This is a genomic window from Paenibacillus sp. FSL W7-1332 (assembly GCF_037969785.1).
In the GTDB taxonomy this organism is placed as follows: Bacteria; Bacillota; Bacilli; order Paenibacillales; family Paenibacillaceae; genus Paenibacillus_AQ.
This window is the reverse complement of sequence record NZ_CP150209.1, coordinates 266,759-289,207: the sequence shown is the minus strand read 5'-3', so window position 1 is coordinate 289,207 and position 22,449 is coordinate 266,759. Positions and strand designations below refer to the sequence as shown.

Genomic DNA, 22,449 nt, shown 5'->3' with positions numbered 1-22,449 from the left:
TTACGTAATAACATAATGATGATAAAACGAGGTTGATGATTCCCCATGACACGTGATCTGGTTTATGAGATGGATGTCTTAAAGAATCAAATGACGGAACTGCAGCAGCTTGTCTATCAAGCCCTTATGGAACGCAAACCTGGTTCCGCATCAAACCAACACCGCCAAGAAATCTCGCCAACACCTACGATATATAAAGCAGCCTCCGAGGACGGCTCCGTCTTCTACTCCGGACAAGTGCACCTGAATGGACAAAACATCCGCTGGGAGCCGCAGGAACGGCGAATGGATCAATTGCTGGACATGAACACCGAGAAGGCCGCCAAAATCCTCGCAGCACTGGGCAACAAGCAGCGCCTGGATATTTTAAAGGCCGTCATGGCAGAGCCCCTATCCGGCACCGAGCTGGTAGAACGTTTGAATATGGGAACGACGGGTCAGCTGTATCACCATCTCAAGGCGCTGCTCGGCGCGGATCTCCTTGTACAGGAGCAAGGCGGAAAGTACGCTCTTCCTAAGCATCGGAGCCTGCCGTTCCTACTGCTGCTCTCTGCTGCTGGCGATCTGCTCGATACAAGCGATTACCTGGAGATGACCGAAACCCGCAACAATGCAGGGATGTATTTTGGGACTTCGCACGGCTTCGATATTCATCAGCTGCTCTGGGCCGTCGTGGAAAATTCCATATTGGAGCACACGAGTGGGTATGGCGATCAGATTGGCATTTACCTGCATGAGGATGGCAGCGTGACGGTTACCGATAACGGGAGAGGCATTCCCGTGCAGGCCCTTCCGAATTCCAACATCCCAGTCGTACAATCGGTACTAACCGATGTCCACCGATTGAACACCAGCGCACACTTTCTGGCCCCCGGCGCGGAGAAGGGCATCAGCATCGCAGTAGTCAATGCTCTCTCCAAGCATCTGACCGTGGAAATTCGCCGTGACGGTAGCATATACCGGCAGGAGTACAGGCACGGCATTCCGCAGACCGGGCTTCTGATTGTCGGCATGACTCAAGAGACGGGCACCAGCGTGACATTCAAGCCTGAGCCCGAATTATTCAGCTCTGCCTTTGATATTAACCGCATCATCGAGCGTAAGAGCGCAATTGCCGCGGATTATCCTGGAATCACCCTGACGATCCGCAATACGGCTGAATAAGGGGAGCTGGAGAATAGGTAGTTCGAAGCCTTTGCACCATGCTTTTTACAGCAGCGTTTTTTACAGCAGCGATACGCGCAGATGCCGCATATGCAAACCGTGGCTGAACCAACGGTCCTGGAACGAATACCGGTCCGGATGTAGAGACGCTATGTGTGGTCCGGGGCATGCTTGAATGGCTGTCGACCGAGCGCATGTCTGGTGCTATACTGAGCTTGAACGAACGCTAATCGAGGTGAGATAGAATGTTGGAACCGTTCAATGGAGAATGTAATGGAATCTGAACAGGAAAGGGGATGGTGCGTTTAATTTAAAAAATGAAACGAGGACGATAAACATGAACATACAGAGTACGGTAATGAGCGAAGGATTTGCATTGAATGTTTCCATTCGTGGAAATGGCAGGCCCATTTTGGTGGTGGGAAGCAGTATTTACTACCCCCGCTTGTTTTCGGAACAACTCTACACTTCATTTCAACTGATTTTCCTGGACCATCGAGGCTTTGTTAAGCCCCCTCGGACACTGGAGCCGGAAGAATACACACTGGATAAGGTTCTGGATGATATCGAAGCGGCAAGACAAACGCTGGAACTGGAGGATTTTATTATATTGGGGCATTCGGGGCACGCCTTCATGGCGCTGGAGTATGCCAAAAAATACCCGGAACACGTCCGGAAGGTAGTCCTGCTGAACACCGCCCCGACCAACAGCCCGGAGCGGCAGCAGCAGAGCTTTGCTTTTTTCAATGAGACGGCGTGTCCTGAGCGGAAACGGCAGTTTGAAGCGGATATCGCCCTGCTGGAGGGTGATATCCAGAGGGAGCCTGAACGGCGGTTTGCTCATATGTGCATCCGAATGGGAGCGCACAGCTTCTATGACTATGCCTATGATGCGGCCTGGATGTGGGAAGGCGTCTTCACCAACATGCCCGTCATCGATCATTTATGGGGAGAAGCCTTCGCGCGGCTCAATCTGATCGATTCGCTGAAAGAGGTTGCCAAGCCCGTCCTTATTGGGCTTGGACGGTACGACTACTTGGTTAGTCCCGTATCGCTTTGGAATGCGATAAACGGCTCGCAAGCCAACGTGAAGAAGGCCATTTTTGAAAAAAGCGGCCATAATCCGATGTTTGAAGAGCCCGATCTGTTTAACGCCATATTGACCGATTGGATTGATGAAACGGACAACTAACCCGTGAAGATATAACGTTTGCGTTACTGTAATGAAGAGGAGCCCTCAGCACTGGGGGCTCCTCTTGCGTCTTGCTGGGGGCTCCTCACCATCTATTTGCGCGTTTCAGTCGGTAATCTTTTGAAACTCTCGCTTCATACAGCTTCGACTGCAGTGTGCGGATGGGTGCTCTTTTCGCTGAGAACTGCGCCTTTTTGAGTCCAGACGGACATGGAAGGCTATTGGCTGATATCTTGGGCTGTTTTTGTGTTCATGCGGGCACAAAATCCGCTATTGGCGGATATTGAGCCGTTTTTGAGATCATCCGGACACAGGATCCGCTATTTGCTGATATTCGATCGTTTTTTGATACCTTGCGGACACTGGATCCGTTAATGTAACACATTCACGGAAAAATCCCGGAATATTTTGCGAATAGCGGATCTCATGTCCTCAAACCACTACGAAATGGCCAAAAACACAGAAATAGCGGAACGACTGTCCTTTAAAACACAAACCAGACCATCAAAAACCCTAGATGCATTGAGTCCTTGAGCCGTCGCCCCTCGATGCCTTACTTCGACTCTCGTTACCTTGATACCTTAATTCCCTAATTCTCGATTCTCGCTCTCGTTGCCTTGATACTTTGATTCCTCGATTCTCGCTCTCGTTGCCTTGATACTTTGATTCCTCGATTCTCGTTCTCGGTGCCTTGATACTTTGATTCCTCAATCCTCTGCGCTCGATACCTTAATTACTTAATTCCTCAATCCTCAACTCTCGATTCTCCATACCTTAATTACTTAATCCTCACTCCCGGTATCTTGATTCCTTTCCTCGATCCTATCCTTAACTCTCCATACCTTGATACCCAGATCCCTTGTCTCCAGATCCCTAGATCCTTGATGCAGCTCCTATTTTACCTCCAGGGTATCGTACGATTTGCATCATAACGACAATAGCTCCTCGCGCCTCCCAACTCCATCGACTCGCCTTTTGGGAGTTTGAGAAACGTAGAGTCCTATCATTAGAGGGACAGCTCCCCCAGCCTGCGCGTCTCCTCCTCAATCCGGCTTGGATCGATCCGCTCGAATAATAGCTCTACGTCATGAATCGGCCTGCCAGCCGGAACATGGCTCCACTCCCACGCCGCTTGCTCCAGCGAGAGAAAGTCCCGTATCCTATTGCAAGAAAATGGAATGAACGGCTGCAGCAGATTCGCCAAATTGGCTATGATCTGAACACAAATAAACAGCGTTGTCCGGCACGCTTCATGATCCTCCTTGACCTGAATCCACGGCTTCCGTTCATCAAAATATTTGTTCGCCAGGCGCACTGTGCTAAAAATCCGTTCCAACGCTTCCTTCAGTCGCCCACCCTCAATAAGCGCCCCAGCCTCGCGATACAATGCCTCAACTCTGCTCTGCCACTCTTCGGATATGCAGCCCTCGGGCACTTTCCCCTCAAACGATTTGTTCACAAACACCAAAGTACGGTTGACGAAATTCCCAAATGCGCCAAGCAGTTCGCCATTGTGACTGTGAATGAACTCCCTCCAAGAGAAATCGGTATCCCGCTTCTCGGGTCCGTTCGCAATGAGGAAGTAACGAATGGAGTCCGGCTGATAACGGCTTAACACATCCGGCACCCATATCGCCCAATTCCGACTGGTCGAGAACTTCTTCCCTTCCAGCGTCATGTACTCGCAAGATATGATTCGGTCCGGTAAATGCAGGTCACCGGTCCCCTTCAGCAGCGCTGGCCAGATCAGCGTATGAAACGGGATATTATCCTTCCCATGAACATAGTAAGCCGTAATCCCATCCCTCCCCTTGAGCCAAAAGGATTCCCAATCACCGCCCGTCTCTGCGGCCCACTGTTTGCTGGCGGATAAATAGCCGCTTACCGCTTCGATCCAGACATAGATTTTCTTATCCTCAAATCCCGGAATAGGCACATCTACGCCCCACGTCAGATCCCTTGTAGCCGCCCGATCCTGAAGGCCTTCCTCCAGATATCTGCGGGTCAGTTGCACCGCATTGTCCCGCCAGCCTTGTGCGTTATTCAGGTCATTGGTCAGCTCCCCCTGAAAATGCGACAGCGATACGTAAAAATGCTCAGTAGGACGCTCCACCGGAGGGTTTCCGCAAATTTTGCAGGTCCTGTTCGTCAGGTCGGACGGATCAAGTATCGTGGAGCAGGCGTCGCACTGATCGCCACGGGCCCTGCTGCCGCATACAGGGCAGTCTCCTTCCACATAGCGGTCCGGCAGAAACCGTCGATCGGTTTCGCAATACGTTTGCAGCACGATTTTACGGTACAGATGTCCGTTGTCCAGCAGCTTCAGAAACAACTCCTGCACTACCGCGTGATGAAACGCCTGATCGGTTCGCGTGTACAAATCGTAGGAGAAACCCAGCCGTTCGAAGCAATCCACAAACTCCCTATGGTACCGATCCGCAATATCCCCGGGAGCCACGCCCTCCTGAATGGCTTGAACCGCCACAGGCGTTCCATGACAATCACTACCGGATACGTACAGGACTTGATCACCTTTCGCGCGGAAATAACGTGCCAACACGTCGCCGGGCAAGAGGCTTGCAAGTCTCCCCAAATGTAAGGACCCGTTAGCGTAAGGCCAGGCACCGCCGATAAAAATGTTCGCCATGTCAATCTTCCTCCTTTATTTAGACAACAAAAAAAGCCCTCATCCCAAAAGGGACGAGAGCTTGCCGCTCACGTGGTACCACCCAATTTCATTCATGCCTTGCGGCATTCACCTCTTCGGGTACGACGCCATGTATCGCGTGTATACCCTAGCACGTTAACGGGTGCGGGATCCGGCACAGCCTACTACCCTACAGGGTTTCGGTGCACAGCTCAGAGACCATATTCCCTAGGTTCTTTCCTTACCCCTTTTCACCAGCCGGGGCTCTCTGTTCAAAGACGTCGCCAAGGTACTCTTTCTCTTCATTGCTTTTGTCTAACGTTATTCAAGTTACTGGAAATCATACCCGAACGCTGCTCTGAAGTCAAGTGGGTACAGTAAAAGCCCGCCTGAGTTTTAAACCCCTTCCTTCGACTCTGCGCTGAGGTGTCGGAGATCATGATTTTGCAGTATTATCTTCCTTTGAGTCATGTCGTTTTTACTACTCTGTGCAAAGCACACATATACTTGGACTCTTTTAGTAAGGATGCGCTGAGTAAGAGCAAGAACTGGACATAATATGGCAGTCCAGAAAGTCTCGATAGTCGAAGAAGTGTGTCCCTCTCTGAGAGACTAAACCACCTTATACCTACAAGACCTTATTCCTCTAAAAGGTTACTTATACATTAAAAAAACCACCCCTCAAGTTCAATTCACTTGGGGGGCGGCTTTTTTAGCCTATACTTTTTTTCTTCTGAGCAGAAGCAAACCTGCAAAAAGCATAATCGCCCCGGCTAACATAAAACTGTACATATTCGTAGCTGTATTCGGCAATTTATTTCTGTTAGGCTCGTTCGTTCCCTGATCTCCGGATTGATCCGGATCTCGTGGAGTCGAATCCGATACGCCTAAGGTTGAATCGTCATGATCGTCCGGTGTTTGTACCCCGGTATTCGAATCCCCGTCGGTGTCTCCATTCGAGTCTTCATCCGGGTTCCCGTTGGAATCTCCGTCCGTGTCTTCGTTCGAGTTTCCGTTCGGGTCCTCATTTGAATCGCTGTCGGAATCTCCCGTTCCACCCGGGTTCGTATTGTTGTCATTGTTGTTCTCGTTGTCCGTTACTTCGATGACATTGGATGGCTTCTCCGGACTAGTCACATTATCACCTGTAACTTCACCGATGTTCTCGATCGTATGACCGGCTTGTCCCGCCTTGACGGTTGCCTGGAACGTAATCGTATGCCATTCGGTATCCGTAATCCGTCCAAAGTTACCGCTCACTTTGCCGTTCACGTATTGGCCTTTGTCCCCATCGGCGAGATCAGTGACGGAAACGCCGTCCACCTTCAGACTGCCTGCTACATATACCAGCCCTTCCGGCAGGATGTCGGCAATCATCAGGTTCGATACATAGCTGCCGGCAACGGTATTGCGGGCAGAGATCGTATACTCCAGCGTATCGCCGACCGCGATAGTGCCGCCATTGAGATCCCGCGACGTCTTCCGTGACTCCATCACTGGAGCAGGCGGCGTTACAGGCGGTGTAACCGGTGGATCCGGATCTACCGGTGGGTTGACTGGTGGATCGGTTGGCGGATCGATTGGCGGTTCTACTGGCGGTTCCGGTTCAACGACCATTTTTTCCGTCGGTTCACCTGGCTGATCGATATTATCGCCGGTTACCCGTGCCGTGTTCTCGATTGTCAGCCCGCCTTGTCCCGGCAGAATGATGGCCTGGAACTCCAGCGTATGCCAGTCGGTATCCTTTACATTGCCAAATGAGCCATATACGTCTCCGGTAACCGAATGACCAGCGTCATCGTCTTTCGGATCCGTGACCGTGACACCATTCACTTTCAAGCTGCCTGGAACGTACTCCAGCCCAGCTGGCAGCGTATCGGTAATCGTCAGATTCTCCAGATACGTATCGTTGACAACACCTCTCACACGAATCGTATACGTGATGGTGTCCCCGACCTCATACGTGGCCTTGGTTACATTCGTATTCGTTACAGACTTATCTGTTTCAATCTGCGGATTCCGCGGATAAACTTCGACTTCATTTCTTGGTCTGTCCGGTGTACCAACATTGTCGCCCTCTATGGCCGCAATATTGATAATATTCTTGCCGGCTTGACCCGGTAATACTTTCACCTGGAACGTCACTTTACGCAACTCAGTGTCGGTAACATCCCCGAAACCGGCGAAAATTTTTCCGTTTGCGAAATGGCCTTTGTCGCCATCCTGATCATCGGTGACTTGTACGTCGTTGACCTTCAGCGTACCCGCTACGTATTCCAGACCTGCTGGAATCACGTCCGAGATCGTCAGGTTGGTCACCAGACTGTCGGAGGCGGTGTTGCGGGTCTGAATTGTGTAAGACAAGGTGTCCCCGACTTCAGCATGTGCAGCGTCGGTGTTCCCGGCCGCTTTCTCAAGCAGCTCAGCTGTCTTCGTGGACTCCAGCGCGGTTTCACGTGGATAAACCTCGACGACTTCCTCCGGCGTGCTAGGTGTGGTGACGTTGTCACCATCGACCACAGCCACGTTCCGGATGTCCTTACCGGCTTGACCCGGTAATACTTTCACCTGGAACGTCACTTTACGCGGCTTGGTATCGGTCACGTCTCCGAACTTGGCAAAGACTTTGCCGTTCGCGAAATGACCAGCATCGCTATCTTGATCATCGGTGACGGCTGCGTCGTCGACCTTCAGTGTACCCGCTACGTATTCCAGACCCGCTGGAATCTCGTCCGAGATCGTCAGGTTGGTCACCAGACTATCAGAGACGGTGTTGCGGGTTTGAATCGTGTATTCCAGCGTATCCCCGACTTCAGCATGTGCAGCGTCGGTGTTCCCGGCCGCTTTTTCAAGCAGCTCAGAGGCTTTCGTAGACTCCAGCGCGGTTTCGCGTGGATAAACCTCAACGACTTCCTCCGGCGTGCTTGGCGTAGTGATATTATCGCCATCCACCACAGCTACGTTCCGGATGTCTTTACCGGCTTGTCCCGGTAGCACTTTAACCTGGAACGTCACCTTGTGCCATGCGGTATCGGTAACATCTCCAAACTGAGCGAAGACTTTACCGTTAGCGAAATGGCCGTTGTCGCCATCTTGGTCATCGGTAACTTGTACGTCGTTGACCTTCAGCGTATCCGCTACGTATTCCAGACCCGCTGGAATCACGTCTGAGATCGTCAAGTTGGTTACCAGACTATCTTCGTTCTTGTTGTGCGTTTGAATCGTGTAAAGCAAGGTGTCCCCGACTTCCGGATGCGCGGCATCGGTATTCCCGGTTGCCTTTTCAAACAGCTCCGCAGTCTTCGTGGACTCCAGCGCGGTTTCACGCGGATAAACCTCGACGACTTCCTCCGGCGTGCTTGGCGTGGTGATATTATCGCCATCCACGGCAGCTACATTCCGGATGTCTTTACCGGCTTGACCCGGCAGCACCTTCACTTGGAATGTCACCTTGTGCCACTCGGTATCGGTCACATCCCCAAACTGAGCGAAGACTTTTCCGTTAGCGAAATGGCCCGCGTCGTCCCCTTGAGCATCGGTGACTTGCAGGTCGTCGACCTTCAGGGTACCCGCTACGTATTCCAGACCAGCTGGTATTTCGTCCGAGATCGTCAGGTTGGTTACCAGACTATCTTCGATCGTGTTGTGCGTTTGAATCGTGTAAAGCAGGGTATCTCCGACTTCCGGATTCGCGGCGTCGGTGTTTCCGGCTGCTTTTTCAAGCATTTCCGCGGTTTTCGTGGATTCCAGAGAAGGTGCGTGAGGATAAATCTCCACCTCTTCCCTAGGTGTTTTCGGCGTATTGACATTGTCGCCGTCCACGACAGCCACATTGCGGATCACTTTGCCGGCTTGTCCTGGCAATATTTTGACTTGGAACGTTACCTTGTACCATTCGGTGTCGGTAACATCTCCGAACTGGGCAAAGATTTTACCGTCTGCGAAATGGCCCTTGTCGCCATCTTGATCATCGGTAACTTGTACGTCGTCGACCTTCAGTGTACCCGCTACGTATTCCAGACCCGCTGGAATCTCGTCCGAGATCGTCAGGTTTCTCACTAGACTATCTGTGATGTTGTTGCGCGTTTGAATCGTATACTGCAGCGTGTCTCCGACTTCCGGATGTGCGGCGTCGGTATTGCCGGTACCTTTTTCAAACAGCTCCGCTGTTTTCGTGGACTCCAGCGAAGTTTCACGCGGATAAACCTCAACCATTTGCTCCGGCGTGCTCGGTGTGGTGACATTGTCGCCATCTACCTCAGCCACGTTGCGGATGTCATTGCCGGCCTGCCCCGACTGCACTTTGACCTGGAACGTCACCTTGTGCCACCCGGTACCGGTCACATCTCCGAACTGACCGAAGATTTTACCGTTAACGAAATGGCCCTTATCGCCATCTTGGTCATCGGTGACTTGCACATCGTCGACTTTCAACGTACCCGGTACGTATTCCAGACCCGCTGGAATCACGTCCGAGATCGTCAGGTTGGTCACTAGGCTGCCTGTAACGGTGTTGCGTGTTTGAATCGTGTAGAGCAGCGTGTCCCCGACTTCCGGATGCGTTGCGTCGGTGTTCCCGGTAGCTTTTTCAAACAGTTCAGCTGTTTTATTAGCTTCTAATTTTGGTTCTCTGTACTCTACAGATGTTGTTACTTCATTGGACGGGGTTGTTTCGTCTTCATTAGTGAGTAGGTTTTTATACCCCACATTCGCTTTATTGGAGACGGAGTCTCCCGCACGGTCGGATAATGCTTTGACTTTGAATTGAACGGTAATACCATCAGGCAAATTGGTCGTATTCGGCAAATCGCCTAGCTCGATGGTTACCTTTTGCCCGTCAAAGTGTCCAGCATCTTGATCGTCTGCATCGGTTAGATCGCCAGCATTTGGTCCGTTTACGATTTTCAACGAACCCGGAACGTATTCCGTGCCCGCAGGAATTGCATCCTCAAATACCGTATTGGCGGCAACGTCTCCACCTGCGTTTTTGATGTTGACTTCGTAAGTAATCTCATCCCCGACAAGGGCTTGTCCTACAGGGGAAACGAACTTTTCGGCTATGACGCACGGCTCGGTTCCAAGGAAAACATCATCAATGAAGTTTCCACCGGTGATATTTCCGCCAGCAGAGGATATGGCTTCGAATCCAAATCGTGTTACCGTCTGGCCAGCCGGAACGGTGTAAGTTCCAGAATAATATTTCCATGCGTCTTTATCGGTTGACATTGTACGAACAGTCGGAAGATCTCCCGGAGCCGTATTGCCTGAACCAATATTTACAGCCATGGTGTCAACGCCGAATCTACCTTTATGAGCTAGGCGCCAATAAATGGTTTGTCCAGGAGTAGTCTCGACATCCTGATATAACGTCGCATTCTCAAAGCTATTAATTTCTGCAAACTGCTCACCATGGATTACCTCATGTTTGTTTCCAGCAGGAGTCCCAGGTGCCTCCATCAAGCTCTTAACAAAAATGTCATATCGTCCTGTTGAGTCGGTTGTATGCCATCCCGGCACGTTCTCATCCTGTGGGAATGTATACCCTGGACCTGTAGGGGTTTTCGGATCACCAGGCGTATAAGCAGGTTCCTCGAAACTGCCGTTAATTAATGCAACGGGTCTTGTGCAGGCATTGACAACTTCTCTTTCGATAATTTGACTCGTCGTCTCATTCGACTCGGTCGTTTCATCCTTGTCTATGAGTAAGTTCTTGTAATCAACAGCCGCTTTATTGGTGACTGTCTGGCCGACATGGCTGAATAATGCTTTCACCTTGAATTGAACCGTGATGCCGTCAGGCAAGTCTTTGGTATTCTGCAAATCCCCGAGCCTAATGATCACCTTGCTGCCGTCAAAGTGCCCTGCATCTGTATCATCTGCATCGGTTAGATCACTAGCATTAGTCCCGCTCACCATTTTCATGGAGCCTGGAACATATTCTGTGCCCTCTGGAATTACATCCTCGAAGATCGTATTGGCGGCAACGTCTCCACCTTCATTTTTAACTGTGACTTCGTAGGTGAGTTCATCGCCTTCAAAAACGTCTCCAGCAGGAGAAACGGATTTGTCTGCGATAACACATGGTTCGGTTCCCAGGAAGATGTTGTCCAGGTGGTTGCCGTAACCGATTGATCCACTGGATGTCGAAACGGCTTCAAACCCAAACCTAGTGATCGTTTGTCCAGCTGGAACGGTATATGTTCCTGTATAGGTTTCCCACGCCGTGTTCCCTGACGACATTTGTCTTTGTTGAACCGTATCATAGGGATTGTCTGTTGCCGGACCAATGCGAACCTGCATCGTATCCACTCCATACCGACCCTTATGGGAGAGTCTCCAATAGATTGTCTGTCCAGGTGTGGTCGGTACGTCTTGGTATAACATACCGTTCTCAACGGCATTTAACTCCGCATATCGATTACCGTCAACAGGGGCCGGTTGCTGCTTAACTTCAGGATCAGGATAACCCTGAGCGTAATCCCAAATTTCAATTAAGTGAACATTGGCTCCATTACCTGTATCCGTTGTCATCCATCCTGGCACTTCATCCTGATAGAACATAAAAGGACTGTTGACTGGATCAAAGGATCCTCGTTCAGGTCCTTCTTCAAAACTGCCGTTAATCAAGGCCACTGGGTCTCCACACGCATTAGGCGGTTGCGGAGTCGTTGGAGGAACCGAATCCGATACTTCAACGTTAATCGTAGCTTCGGCTGTGGCGCATTTGCCGTCATTGGCGATGACGGTGAAGCTATCAGTACCGATAAAGTCTTGTGCTGGCGTATACGACCAAGTTCCGTCCGCATTAACCGTCACAGTTCCGTTCTGAGGATCCGTCGCGCCTTTGGCGTACGTCAATGGATCTCCATCCGGGTCGGTGCCGATTACTTGTCCCGAGACCGGCATATTTACCGCGGCGACTTTTGAATCATCCGGCACAACGGGTGCCTCGTTCACTTTGTAAGTATTGTTCGGATTGAGAGTATCAATCGGTGCGTATGCATTCACAAAATACCAGCTATGGATATCATGCGTCTCGTAATTCGGCAACCCTGTTGATCCCGTAAAACCGGCATGAATCGATTGGCCGCCAAATATCGAACTAAGATCGATGCCATTGACGTCTAAAACCTTGCTGGCATTTGCCCGATCCGGCGAAGTGCCCAGATATACCTCAACCTTCTGAGTTGAACTATTGTAATCGATCCACGTATAGTACTGGGTTCCGTTAGACAATTTGAAGCTGGTGCTGTCTAAATCGGTATACCAGCCTGCTTGATTCACTACGTCTCCATTTACCGCAAGTCCAACGTAGTTTGAAGAAGGATCCTTATAAACATCGTTTTTAAACGTGTCATATTTAACGGCAAAACTCGGACTAATGCCGTAATATCCCAAGCCGCCACCGTTCATATTCTGACTGGTTGTGCCAGTCTGGAGCGTAAAAGTCAATCCATCGCTTGCGCCTTGAGCGCTCGGGTTACTCATTTTAAAAGAAAAGGCCGTGCTGAATGAATAATTGTCTCTAGGACACAGCGCAGTATTGTTAAATGCGGCGCCACTCTGTAACGTAGTCGGTTGTGTCAATCGTATAAAATTTTGCCCTTGAGGAATCGTGGCATTACCATTCAAGGTAAATTGATTGACCGTATCTTGGGAGAATCCATCATATTTAAAATTCAGCCAGTTATCCGCAGCTGCCTCAGCCTGTTTAGGGTACAGAGGTAGAAGCTGACCGAACAAAATGATGAAAACCGCCATCAAATACTTAAAACGCCGATTGATTATCGGTTTTCTTTTCATTGTTTCCTCCCTATCTTCAATGGGAAGGCTTTTGAGCCATTCCGATGCTGTCAAATGAATTCATCCGTCGATTAAACCATGCATACACTTTCATTTCACGAACCGTGAAAGCTGCTGCATTATGGCGGGTGCGCGGTAAAAGGCATAGTGGTGCTGGTTGCAAGTTAAGAGAAAGGCAACTAGCTTCCCGCCTTCATGTTTTTACCGAAAATCGCGCACATTCGACGTTTCCACCCCATTCCCTACACACCTAACCTTTTTCAATAATCCTGCATGATCTCTTTAAGAATCACTTCGCTTGTGTATGTAACGAGGTCTCCTTTAGCATCATTATGTAACGCGTTAATTGCCATGAACCAAAACATCAGCCGATGTCCTCGATTCGTTTCAAGCCGTTAGTTGTACAAGGATGATCACCCCTCTCCCTCTGACAGTTAAGCTTGCGAGTTACCATGAAAGGTAAGCCATTCTGTTGAAACGCTATTCCAAAAAAAGACTTGCCCGCGGTAACCGACTAAGAAAGATATATGGTGTGGGAATACGACATCCTTCTACATATGTCCTTCCCATGCGAAAAAAACAGCCATATTATACCAATCTTCCCCTACGTGGGACCTATCATTTGATTTCGATACTACTAGTCCTCTAATCTTCTATTTATGAAAAGCATTACTAAAGATACATGTTGAGCTAAACGGACTAAAGGACCATGCTTCGCTCAATGAGTCTTAGGCACGATGCTTGTTTTGTTGTACAAAAAAGCCGCGATTTTTTCGCAGCAGCCGGCTATTCTATTACCAAACATCACCAAAACGGCCTTTCCCTTCATGCCGTTGATCGAGTTTTTCATGTTAGCGAGAAATCATACTGAAACATCTCGGATGAAGAAACAATAAAAAAGATGACCCCGCAGGTGGAGTCATCTTTTTGCCATGGACAGCTGATTCCTGCCGAAACTTCTGCAGTCACTTCTGATTAAAAAGGCACACGTGCCGCTATACCCCCGCCCAGCAGCAACATCATTACGCTTTAGGCGCCAGCTCCGCCGCCTGACGAATGGCTTCCATCAAGCTTTTCTCATCGGCGATGCCTTGGCCGGCAATGTCGAACGCCGTACCGTGATCGACACTGGTGCGGATAATCGGAAGACCAACGGTAATGTTGACGCCTGCGTCCAAACCGAGCACTTTGACGGGACCATGTCCCTGGTCGTGATACATGGCCACTACAATGTCAAAGTCACCGCGAACCGTCCGGAAGAACAGCGTATCGGCCGGCAGCGGGCCTACGACCTCGATTCCTTCCGCCTGCGCCTTTTCAACCCCCGGTATGACTTTCTCTTCCTCTTCGCCATATCCGAACAGTCCGTTCTCGCCCGCATGAGGATTAATTCCGCAAACGGCAATCCGCGGAGCGGCGATGCCGGACTTCTGCAGCGTCTCATGAGCAAGCTTGATGACATGGTATACCCGCTCAGGATTAATCGACCGGACGGCATCGAGGATGCCGACATGGGTCGTCACGTGAATAACCTTCAGATTCGGCGCGGACAGCATCATGGAGTAGTCCGTGGTTCCTGTCAAATCCGCCAGAATTTCCGTATGGCCCGGATATTTGTGACCCCCTTTATGCAGGGCTTCCTTATTCAGCGGAGCGGTGCATATGGCCTGGATTTTATGGTCCTTCGCCAATTCGATGGCCGTCTCCAAAAATTTGAACGCGGCGTGTCCGGCTTCCGGGGCAACTCGTCCAATCGGCAAGTCCGCCGGCAGCAGATCCAGATCAAGCACATGAACCGTGCCAAAACGGTAGTCAACCTGCTCGAGCTCATCGGCAGTAATCGCTTCGATAGTCAAGTCACTGCCCACGAAGGTCTTTGCCCGCTCCAATATCTTCACGTCCCCGATCACAACCGGGTGACTGATATGATACATCTCCTCATTCATGAGGCTTTTGAGTATAATTTCAGGACCTACGCCTGCGGCGTCTCCCATGGTAATCCCGATAACCGGTTTATGCTGGCTCATGTTCTCACCTTTTTCTTATTTGTTATATAGTGCAAGGAATCTACAAGGGATTCATCATTTCCGAAGCCCCCGGCTTTGGTGACGGTCCAGTAGCCTTTTCCCACGCCCTGAAGCCTTCCGAACGGCAGGCCGGGTTCTATTTCCGAATACAGCTGCATTTCTCCCATGCCAAGTTCCATACAGATAGCCTTAGCCGTATCACCGCCGGTTAATACCAACCCTTGGATCTCAGCGTATGCCTGTAAAATGGCCTTTGTCATTCTTCCGAGTCCCAGCGAGATCGCTTCGCTTACCTCGGTTGGAGATAATCCCCGCTCATCCCCTGCTTCTTTTGCCAGCCTGCGGTTATCTTCCGAAGCGTCGACGTACAGGACCAAATACCGCTTGTCCATATCCTGAGCGATTTGCTGCAAGATATCTACTGTGTCGTAAGTTTCACGAATCAGCGCGGCCGGATCGATCTCCAGCATCAACGAGCCGGGCATGCCCTTGACGGCACGAAGCTGCCGCCGGGTCGTTTGGGACAAGCTACCTGATACAATCAGCGCTTTATCCGCCTGGGCCCAGTCTTGGCTCCCCTCCTCCAAGGAGGTCAGGGACAACGCTTCCGGCAAGTACTCGATTAATCCGGCGGAACCGGCCCACACAATCTTCCTATCAAGCTGTGAAAATAACCCCGCTATCGCCTGTAAATCCGCTTCCGTCTCACTATCGCATACAAACCAGGTTCGACCTTCAGCCAGCTTGGATTGGACCCATGGCAGAAATTGCGCGGCGGGCTGCCGCACTTGACTTGATGAAACCAGCACCGCCTCAGGCTCTCCTTCCCTCTGCAGCAGCTTCGGGATATAGCTTTCCATGACGGGCGTTTTGGGATCCTTGGCAAACTCCGTCTCCGTGATCAGTACACCTTGAACATAGTGATGTCCCTGTACCGTCGTACGGTTCATTTTGGGAAAAGCCGGGGCGATCAGCACCAAGTCCGGCTGGAATACCTTCTGCACCGCCCGCAGTTCCTCTGCAACATTCCCGCGCAAGGTCGAATCCAGCTTCTTGTAGATGTGGCGGCAGCCCTGTTCTTCAAGGAATTGAGCGGCTTCATACGCCGCCTCATAGGCGTCCACGCTGCGTTTCGCCCTGCTATCCGTATCCACGATCAACACTTCGGCACGGGTGTCCTGACGGTAATGGCGATGATCGAAGACGACGGTGGAAACCAGCCCTTTCTTCGCCAATTGTACACCCGAGTCATTCGCACCGGTCAGATCGTCCGCGATGATTCCAATTTGTTTTATCACATTTCATCACACCTTCTATGATTCGGCATCTGCTGTATTTGTATCAAATGAGTGCCCTTTCTTCTCTAGACGCTTCACTAAAAACCCGACATATAAAGGAAGCAGGATGGCGGTCGTTACCACGGACGCTGCGACCTGCACCGTCGCGATATCGGTAAATGCCGCAAAGGATGCATTCGCCGCCCCGATTGCAGCAGGCGTAGCCACGGCATTACCGGCTGTGGAGCCTTCCGCTGCCCCCACGATCGGATTCCATTTCAACGCTTTAAACACAAAGTATCCTGCGGTACCTGTAACGAAGACCGTCAGCAGTCCAAGAATGATACCTGACAAGCCGCCATCCACGATCGCTCCGAAATCAATGCCCATTCCGAGCGCAAATGCAAAGAACGGGATCAGCATGGAGCTGCCTTTGTCCAAAAACTTGCGCATCTCCTCATCCAAATTACCCAGCACCATCCCTACAATAATCGGAAGAAGAACCGAGATGAAGGATACAAAGGAGAACATGCCGTCCACGAATCCCATGGCACCGAAGATTGATAACGCAACCATGGTGAGGAAGGGTCCGTCATTCAGGGCAAGCAGCGAATACGCAGCTCGGTCTTCCTTACTGCCGTATTGGCCTACCAAAGCTACGAACAATCCCCCATTACTGTTGGTCATTGCCGCAATGACGGCAATTGGCGCCAGACCCAGCCACAATCCATTCTCTCCGGCAAACAGGTAAGCGATCAGTCCGAACGCTGCGCCGACCACCCACTTCGTGACAAGCAGCGTGGCCCCTTTTCCGACGGATACGCCAAAGGACTTGACGTTAATCTGTGCCCCCGTACAGAGCAGGAACAACGCGATCAATGTACTTGAACCGTTTACAAATAAAGACTCCGTGAAATTCCCGATCCGGAGTAGATCCGGTGCAAAGGTATTGATGACTGCTGCAATAAGCAACGGTACCACCATCATACCTCCAGGAATCCGATCCAACGTCGCTTTAATCTTCATTATTGTAACACCCCTTTAATAATTGTTTCAATATTAAACATTGATCTCATGTTGAAATCGCTTGCAGGGTTTATTGTAAGTGCATACAATTAAATTTGCAACATATTAAAGATTAATTGTTGCAAATTTAAACAATCAATTGTTGTGTTGCCGCTAGTTTATTGAAATAAATTCCTCTTTATCCTAATATCTGCCGAAACGGAGGGATCTATTGATCGCAAAACAAAAAAAGCTGAAACTATTGTTTCAGCTTTCTCCACAGGGTCGAACGGTTGATACCCAGCCGCTCCGCAACCTTCGTCTGATTAAATTGTTCTTCCTCCATAATCGCGTCGATGATCCTCTTCTCGATCTCATCCAAAGTACCATGAAGAAACTCGGGGCTCATCGCAGCTGACGGATGACCTTCCTTCTTGGCAAGAAGCCGGGAAATGAGCGGCTTGCCGATCACGTAACCCTTCTCCTCCGTCACTGCGTCCTGGAGCAGGATTTTCAGCTCCGACACGTTGCCCGGCCAATCGTACTGGGTCAGCAGCTGAATCGCTTCATCCTTAATCTTGATCGGTGAAGTCCCAAGCGTGCCATGGTAGGAGGCAATATAATAAGTCACCAATGGTTTGATGTCGTCCTTACGCTCGCGCAGAGACGGCACGGCAATCCTTGCCGCCTCCTCATCCAGCAGGAGGGGATGATAATTCGAATCGTCCTTTTCCAGCGAGAGGATCATCGTGCACGCCCTGTTTTTCATCTCGTTCATCCACTGCTTCAAATCCGCCATTTCTTGCGGATCGATCGAATCCAATCCATGGATATATAGCGTGCGGATATCGCTGTCCCATGCTTCCTTTTCGTGGTTTTCCGACAAAGCCACAGCCTGCTTTCCGGTAAGCCGGACATACAAGCCCCGACCTTCGTTCTTTCGGTAATGAATATACCGGGAGAGCAGCTGCTTGCCTGTACCGGCTTCGCCGATGAGTATCAAGGCACGGCTGTCCAGATGGTCCTCGATCCGCTGCAGGCAGCCGCGCATCGCCTCGCTTTGCGATATCAACATCGGCAATTGGGTCACGGCCTCGACATGATAGCCTGCAGCCCCCCCATTTTGCTGCATCTCGGAAAAAGTGTACAGGTAGTACCGCTGTCCCTGTATTACTTTCAGCGTCCTTCTCTGTTTAAGCTTCCGGGTTCCGTCATCCTGAATAAGGACTGAGGCTTCCGCCTCCCGGTTTAGCCGCAGATCGGCTTGCAAGGCTTCCACCGGGAGCGGACAGGAACCATAATCCGGCCATTGTTCATATACAACCTGTCCCTCTGCGTCCAATACGGCAAGGTTCGCAGCCGTTTCCTCCAGCAACGCTTGCAGAAAGGAAATTTCCCACTGCGTCCGTTCATGCAACCGAAACGCGGATTTGGCCTTTTGAAACGCATCGAAGATGGCCTCGCGCCCGGATTGGATCAGAATCCCTTCCAAATGGTGCTTGGCCGCTGCCTCTATCGTTACCACATCGCCCATGATTAATTCGAAGCCCTTCGCTTTCAGATCCTCCAGCAGCCGGTCCACCTCTTCCGCCTTCTCTACCGTGAACACGTCAACCTCGATATCCAGCACATCGGTAATGGCTTTGGCTCCAAGCGTAATATTAGAGAAGCCCACAATGGCTTTTTTGCCCGGAAAATGATTGGCTAAGGTAAGCACGCGCAGCATGTCATAACCTGAAACATGGACATCGATAACGGGAATGCGCACCTCGGGTTCGATCAGCTTAGCCGTACCGCCCCGGCTAATGATCACGTCATATCCCAGGCGTTCGCCTTCCTTTGCCAGAGGAACCGCTTCTAACAAATTGCCGACCTCGACTCGCACTTCCAGCTCCGGCTCTTCCTTCCGGCATTCTTCTATTAAATGGCTCATTGCGGGATACGGAGCAATAAATAACGTTTTAATGGTCATGATTGTCACCTGTATTTTCTTTGGTCAACCTTATTCTTGTTATTATTCTACCGTTTCTATATGAAATAACCAACTCTATATATGAAAAGACACCCCTGCCAAGGCAACCATCAACCAAAAAGGCCGACGGCGCCGACTAGGGTGCCTTTATCTTATCTAATATCTAACCTGTGAACTATTTATCTCAACCTTACGCCTCTATTAAAACGGACACAGCGCTTTTCGGCGCAAGGCTGAGGTTAAGGTGTTCCATTCCTCGCAAGCGCAGTGAAGTACTCTCCTCTTGCTCGCTGTCGTTAAACAACACAACGGCAATCGATCCATCCGTGTTCTTGAATGCTACCGAACGGATGGAATCAGCGCTGGTAGAAGCAATGCGAACCGCTTTCGGACGGATCACCTTACTAAAATGCGCCAGCGCATAGTAGTCCAGCGTATAGGTAAGCTCTTTCGTCTGCTGATTTACCGTGACTATGCCGCGGCAGGTGCTTTTTCCAAAGCCCGGAACGGTAGGGCCGTTCTTCTCATCCAGCGCCATATTCCACAGCACGTAGGATTTACTGTGATTGCGGAGTATCTCGATTCCGTTTCGCATTACATTGGAGAAGGCCTGTTCAAACGGCGGGATCCACTCCCCGCCCGATCCTTCCGTGAAATGAACCTCTTTCCCCGGGAATGCATCGAACACTTCGGATTGGGCCGACGGCTTGCCGCCGTACCAGTGCCAAGCGACGCCATCCACAGCGTCTCCCGCTTGCTCAAAAACGGTCAACGGGTAGTCCGGCTTGTCCCAGTTATGGTCATAACAAAGGATTTTCGTATCGATAGCGTTCTTCACGAATTGCGGCTTCAGATGATTCTTGATGAAATCGCTTTGCGCCTCGGGCAGCATGAGCATGCCGGGATAATGACCAGGCGAGTACAATGCCTCATTTTGCGGCGTGATTGCATAGATTGGCAGCCCGTTGGCTTCATACCCCTGAATGTAACGCACAAAATAATTAGCGTACACCGAATAGTATTCGGGTTTCAGCTCTCCGCCGATCATCGACCCGCTCGTCTTCATCCAGCCGGGCGGGCTCCATGGAGAACCCATCAGCTTGACGTCCGGATTCAAGCGGAGCGCTTCCTGCAGGAGAGGAATAACGTCTTCCTCGTCATGCGCAATGGAGAAATGCTCCAGCTCTACATCCGTCTGACCCTCGGGCATATCATTATAGCTGTAGAAGTCACGCGCGTAATCGGATGCCCCCATCGGCTGGCGGAGTACAGATAATCCGATCCCTTCGCTGGGATCAAAGAGCTGCTTCATGAGCTCTGAACGCTGCGTCGCATCCAGCACCTGATGGATCAGATAAGCAGCGGAGTCCGTGAAGGACGCGCCGAAGCCGTCCATCTCCTGAAACGTCTGCTCCTCATCGATGACAACCGTATGCTGCTGTGCACCCGTAGTTACGGGTGTCAGCTGTGCCTTGTCTTTCTTCACGAATAATTCTTCTTCCCCGTTTGACTGGTAGATGGTGATGTTCAGCATGTTGTTTCCCTCCAGCTTTCTTGTGTCTTCCTATCCATGGCCTACTGAAGATAACTTTGGAAGAGCCCCTCTCCTGTCAAGAAGGGGACCCTCCCTACCATTACCCTAGAGTTATTTCAGCCCCAGCTTCTCTTTGTTCGCCTTCATCTTTTCGTTGCGGACTTCGACGATTTTATCCCAGTTGTTATCGTCCAGGAACTTTTTATATTCGTTCAAGAGACTATCGAAGGCTGCGTCGTCCTTGGAACGAATCATGCTGACGAGCGTGGAGTTCCATTTCGTATTGATGGCCGTCAGGGAGCGTGCTTCCGGTGTTCCCTGATCCGGGTTGATGTTCTCCAAAATAAAGTGCGGCGTCAGCTTGCCTTTGCCCCATTCCTGCATTTGCTTGATCGCATCCGGGAACGCATCCCCGCTCAGCGCTTTATGGCGGTCATGCCCGAAGAACATAAATTCGCCCATGCGGTAATCCTTTTTGAAGGTATCCGGATTGTTCATCTGAAGATCCTTTACGGCAGGGATGAACTCCACCGTTCCATCTGCATTCACCTGGTAGGTCTCGCCTTCGATGCCGTAATTCATCAGCATTTGTCCTTCTTCGCTTAACAGGTAGGTGAAGAGCTGAATCGACTTGGCAGGATCTGCATTATTTTTCGTAATGAAGCTGATCATCCAGCCGGTGATACCGGATTGATTCAACGTCGGCTGGCGTCCTGCCGTGCTTTGCGGTCCGTCAATTGCGATGTATTCTTTGCCTTTGTTGTTGCTGTAGAAGCTCTGCAGGTTTCCGCCCTGCTGCGGCGTGCCGTCCAGCATGATCGTTGCGTATTTGCCCGCCTTTACCTTCTCTTCAAAAGCCGTTCCGTCATCGGCAAAGCTGTCATCGCTGATCGCGCCGTCCCGATATACGGTATTGAACGCCTTCACCCAAGTCAGATAATCTTCATCCAGATTACGGTTATAGAAAACGCCATTCTCCTCCAGCGGTACGCCAATGAAATCCTGCAGCACGTCGCCAAGCGAGCCCGTTCCTTCGCCGATGGAGTTGAATCCAAGTGGAATCAGAGCAGGGAATTGCTTCTTGATATCAGCAAGAACGGTCCGGAATTCTTCCGGCGTTCCCATAGCAGGCTTACCTAACGCTTCGTAAACATCCTTGCGGATGATAAATGCCGTTTTGGCCGGAATGTTACCGCTGTCATAATCCTCCTGGGTATTGGAGTAGTTCGGATATCCGTACGTCTTGCCATCCTTCAATTGGAACCAGTTGAGGGTATCCTGCGCCGCTACTTTATTGAAGTAAGGGTCGTATTTCTCGGCCAGATCGTTCAGCGGCAGCGCCCATGTCGCCGCCTTCTGCACAACCGGAGAATTGGAGTCAAACGTTGTAATCAGATCCGGCATGTCCCCGCCGGCAAAAAACGTATTCAGCTTGGTGTCGTCACCCGTGATAAATTTGATGTTGATGTTCAGGTCTTCCTTAATCTTTTTAGTTACAACGTCCTTGCCAAAATCCGTATTCCACCAATCCGCATTCACGTACCACGTAAGCTCCGTTGTCTCTTCTTTTTTATCCAGCTGCCAAGCCGGCGTCTCGGCATTCGGTGTATAACGATCCTCGATCGAAACCCAATTTTCCTTCTTGGAGCCGGAATTCCCGCCAGACCCGCCGCAGCCGCTCACAACCAGCACAACCGCCATCAATGCCGTAATCAGCGTAAGTCCTTTCTTGCCAAATGCTTTGTTCATCAACATCCTGTAACCCTCCCTTTTAATAAAAGCACTTACTTACCAGACCCTGACTTGCTTCTGTTCCACCCCTTTAAAG

10 protein-coding genes, 2 pseudogenes and 1 other annotated feature are annotated in these 22,449 nt (G+C 50.7%); of the genes and pseudogenes, 2 read left to right on the top strand and 10 right to left on the bottom strand.

Annotated features, from left to right (window positions below; genetic code table 11):
• Window positions 1-45 precede the first annotated feature (45 nt).
• Window positions 46-1,164, top strand: a complete 1,119-nt coding sequence (locus MKX98_RS01335; RefSeq protein WP_194540430.1) for an ATP-binding protein — start codon at window positions 46-48, stop codon at window positions 1,162-1,164.
• Window positions 1,165-1,501: 337 nt separating this feature from the next.
• Window positions 1,502-2,356, top strand: a complete 855-nt coding sequence (locus MKX98_RS01330; RefSeq protein WP_339220962.1) for an alpha/beta hydrolase — start codon at window positions 1,502-1,504, stop codon at window positions 2,354-2,356.
• Between the two features lie 1,006 nt (window positions 2,357-3,362).
• Here the strand turns inward: MKX98_RS01330 and metG are convergent.
• The 10 genes and pseudogenes from metG to MKX98_RS01280 form a co-directional block, all read right to left on the bottom strand.
• Window positions 3,363-5,003 carry a methionine--tRNA ligase gene (gene metG, locus MKX98_RS01325; protein ID WP_194540428.1) on the bottom strand — a complete coding sequence of 547 codons (1,641 nt, stop codon included), beginning with the start codon at window positions 5,001-5,003 and terminating at the stop codon, window positions 3,363-3,365.
• Between the two features lie 46 nt (window positions 5,004-5,049).
• Window positions 5,050-5,318, bottom strand: a binding site (T-box leader).
• A gap of 402 nt (window positions 5,319-5,720) precedes the next feature.
• Window positions 5,721-10,229: an isopeptide-forming domain-containing fimbrial protein gene (locus MKX98_RS01320; RefSeq protein WP_339224277.1), complete on the bottom strand. Its 4,509-nt coding sequence runs from the start codon at window positions 10,227-10,229 to the stop codon at window positions 5,721-5,723.
• A 474-nt stretch (window positions 10,230-10,703) separates the two neighbouring features.
• Window positions 10,704-11,168: pseudogene (locus MKX98_RS01315) on the bottom strand (DUF11 domain-containing protein); the annotation flags it as partial.
• Window positions 11,169-11,750: 582 nt separating this feature from the next.
• Window positions 11,751-12,764 (bottom strand): annotated as a pseudogene (locus MKX98_RS01310) (Ig-like domain-containing protein); the annotation flags it as partial.
• A 1,064-nt stretch (window positions 12,765-13,828) separates the two neighbouring features.
• Entirely contained in the window at window positions 13,829-14,833 is a 1,005-nt protein-coding gene (pdxA, locus tag MKX98_RS01305) for a 4-hydroxythreonine-4-phosphate dehydrogenase PdxA (RefSeq protein WP_339220960.1), read from the bottom strand.
• A complete protein-coding gene (locus MKX98_RS01300; RefSeq protein WP_339220958.1) occupies window positions 14,830-16,131 on the bottom strand; it encodes a four-carbon acid sugar kinase family protein in 1,302 nt (433 codons plus the stop codon). Before MKX98_RS01300 ends, pdxA begins: the two co-directional genes overlap by 4 nt.
• Window positions 16,132-16,146: 15 nt before the next feature.
• Window positions 16,147-17,136 carry a 2-keto-3-deoxygluconate permease gene (locus MKX98_RS01295; RefSeq protein ID WP_071219527.1) on the bottom strand — a complete coding sequence of 330 codons (990 nt, stop codon included), beginning with the start codon at window positions 17,134-17,136 and terminating at the stop codon, window positions 16,147-16,149.
• Window positions 17,137-17,374: 238 nt separating this feature from the next.
• Window positions 17,375-19,087 carry a PrpR N-terminal domain-containing protein gene (locus tag MKX98_RS01290; protein ID WP_339220956.1) on the bottom strand — a complete coding sequence of 571 codons (1,713 nt, stop codon included), beginning with the start codon at window positions 19,085-19,087 and terminating at the stop codon, window positions 17,375-17,377.
• Between the two features lie 190 nt (window positions 19,088-19,277).
• Entirely contained in the window at window positions 19,278-20,621 is a 1,344-nt protein-coding gene (locus MKX98_RS01285; RefSeq protein WP_339220954.1) for a glycoside hydrolase family 30 beta sandwich domain-containing protein, read from the bottom strand.
• A gap of 111 nt (window positions 20,622-20,732) precedes the next feature.
• Window positions 20,733-22,376: a sugar ABC transporter substrate-binding protein gene (locus MKX98_RS01280; protein ID WP_220686955.1), complete on the bottom strand. Its 1,644-nt coding sequence runs from the start codon at window positions 22,374-22,376 to the stop codon at window positions 20,733-20,735.
• Window positions 22,377-22,449 lie beyond the last annotated feature (73 nt).

Coding starts and splice junctions, on each gene's coding strand:
- MKX98_RS01335 (WP_194540430.1), top strand. CDS start 46: ATGACACGTGATCTGGTTTATGAGATGGATGTCTTAAAGAATCAAATG.
- MKX98_RS01330 (WP_339220962.1), top strand. CDS start 1,502: ATGAACATACAGAGTACGGTAATGAGCGAAGGATTTGCATTGAATGTT.
- metG (WP_194540428.1), bottom strand. CDS start 5,003: ATGGCGAACATTTTTATCGGCGGTGCCTGGCCTTACGCTAACGGGTCC.
- MKX98_RS01320 (WP_339224277.1), bottom strand. CDS start 10,229: ATGTCAACCGATAAAGACGCATGGAAATATTATTCTGGAACTTACACC.
- pdxA (WP_339220960.1), bottom strand. CDS start 14,833: ATGAGCCAGCATAAACCGGTTATCGGGATTACCATGGGAGACGCCGCA.
- MKX98_RS01295 (WP_071219527.1), bottom strand. CDS start 17,136: ATGAAGATTAAAGCGACGTTGGATCGGATTCCTGGAGGTATGATGGTG.
- MKX98_RS01290 (WP_339220956.1), bottom strand. CDS start 19,087: ATGACCATTAAAACGTTATTTATTGCTCCGTATCCCGCAATGAGCCAT.
- MKX98_RS01285 (WP_339220954.1), bottom strand. CDS start 20,621: ATGCTGAACATCACCATCTACCAGTCAAACGGGGAAGAAGAATTATTC.
- MKX98_RS01280 (WP_220686955.1), bottom strand. CDS start 22,376: ATGTTGATGAACAAAGCATTTGGCAAGAAAGGACTTACGCTGATTACG.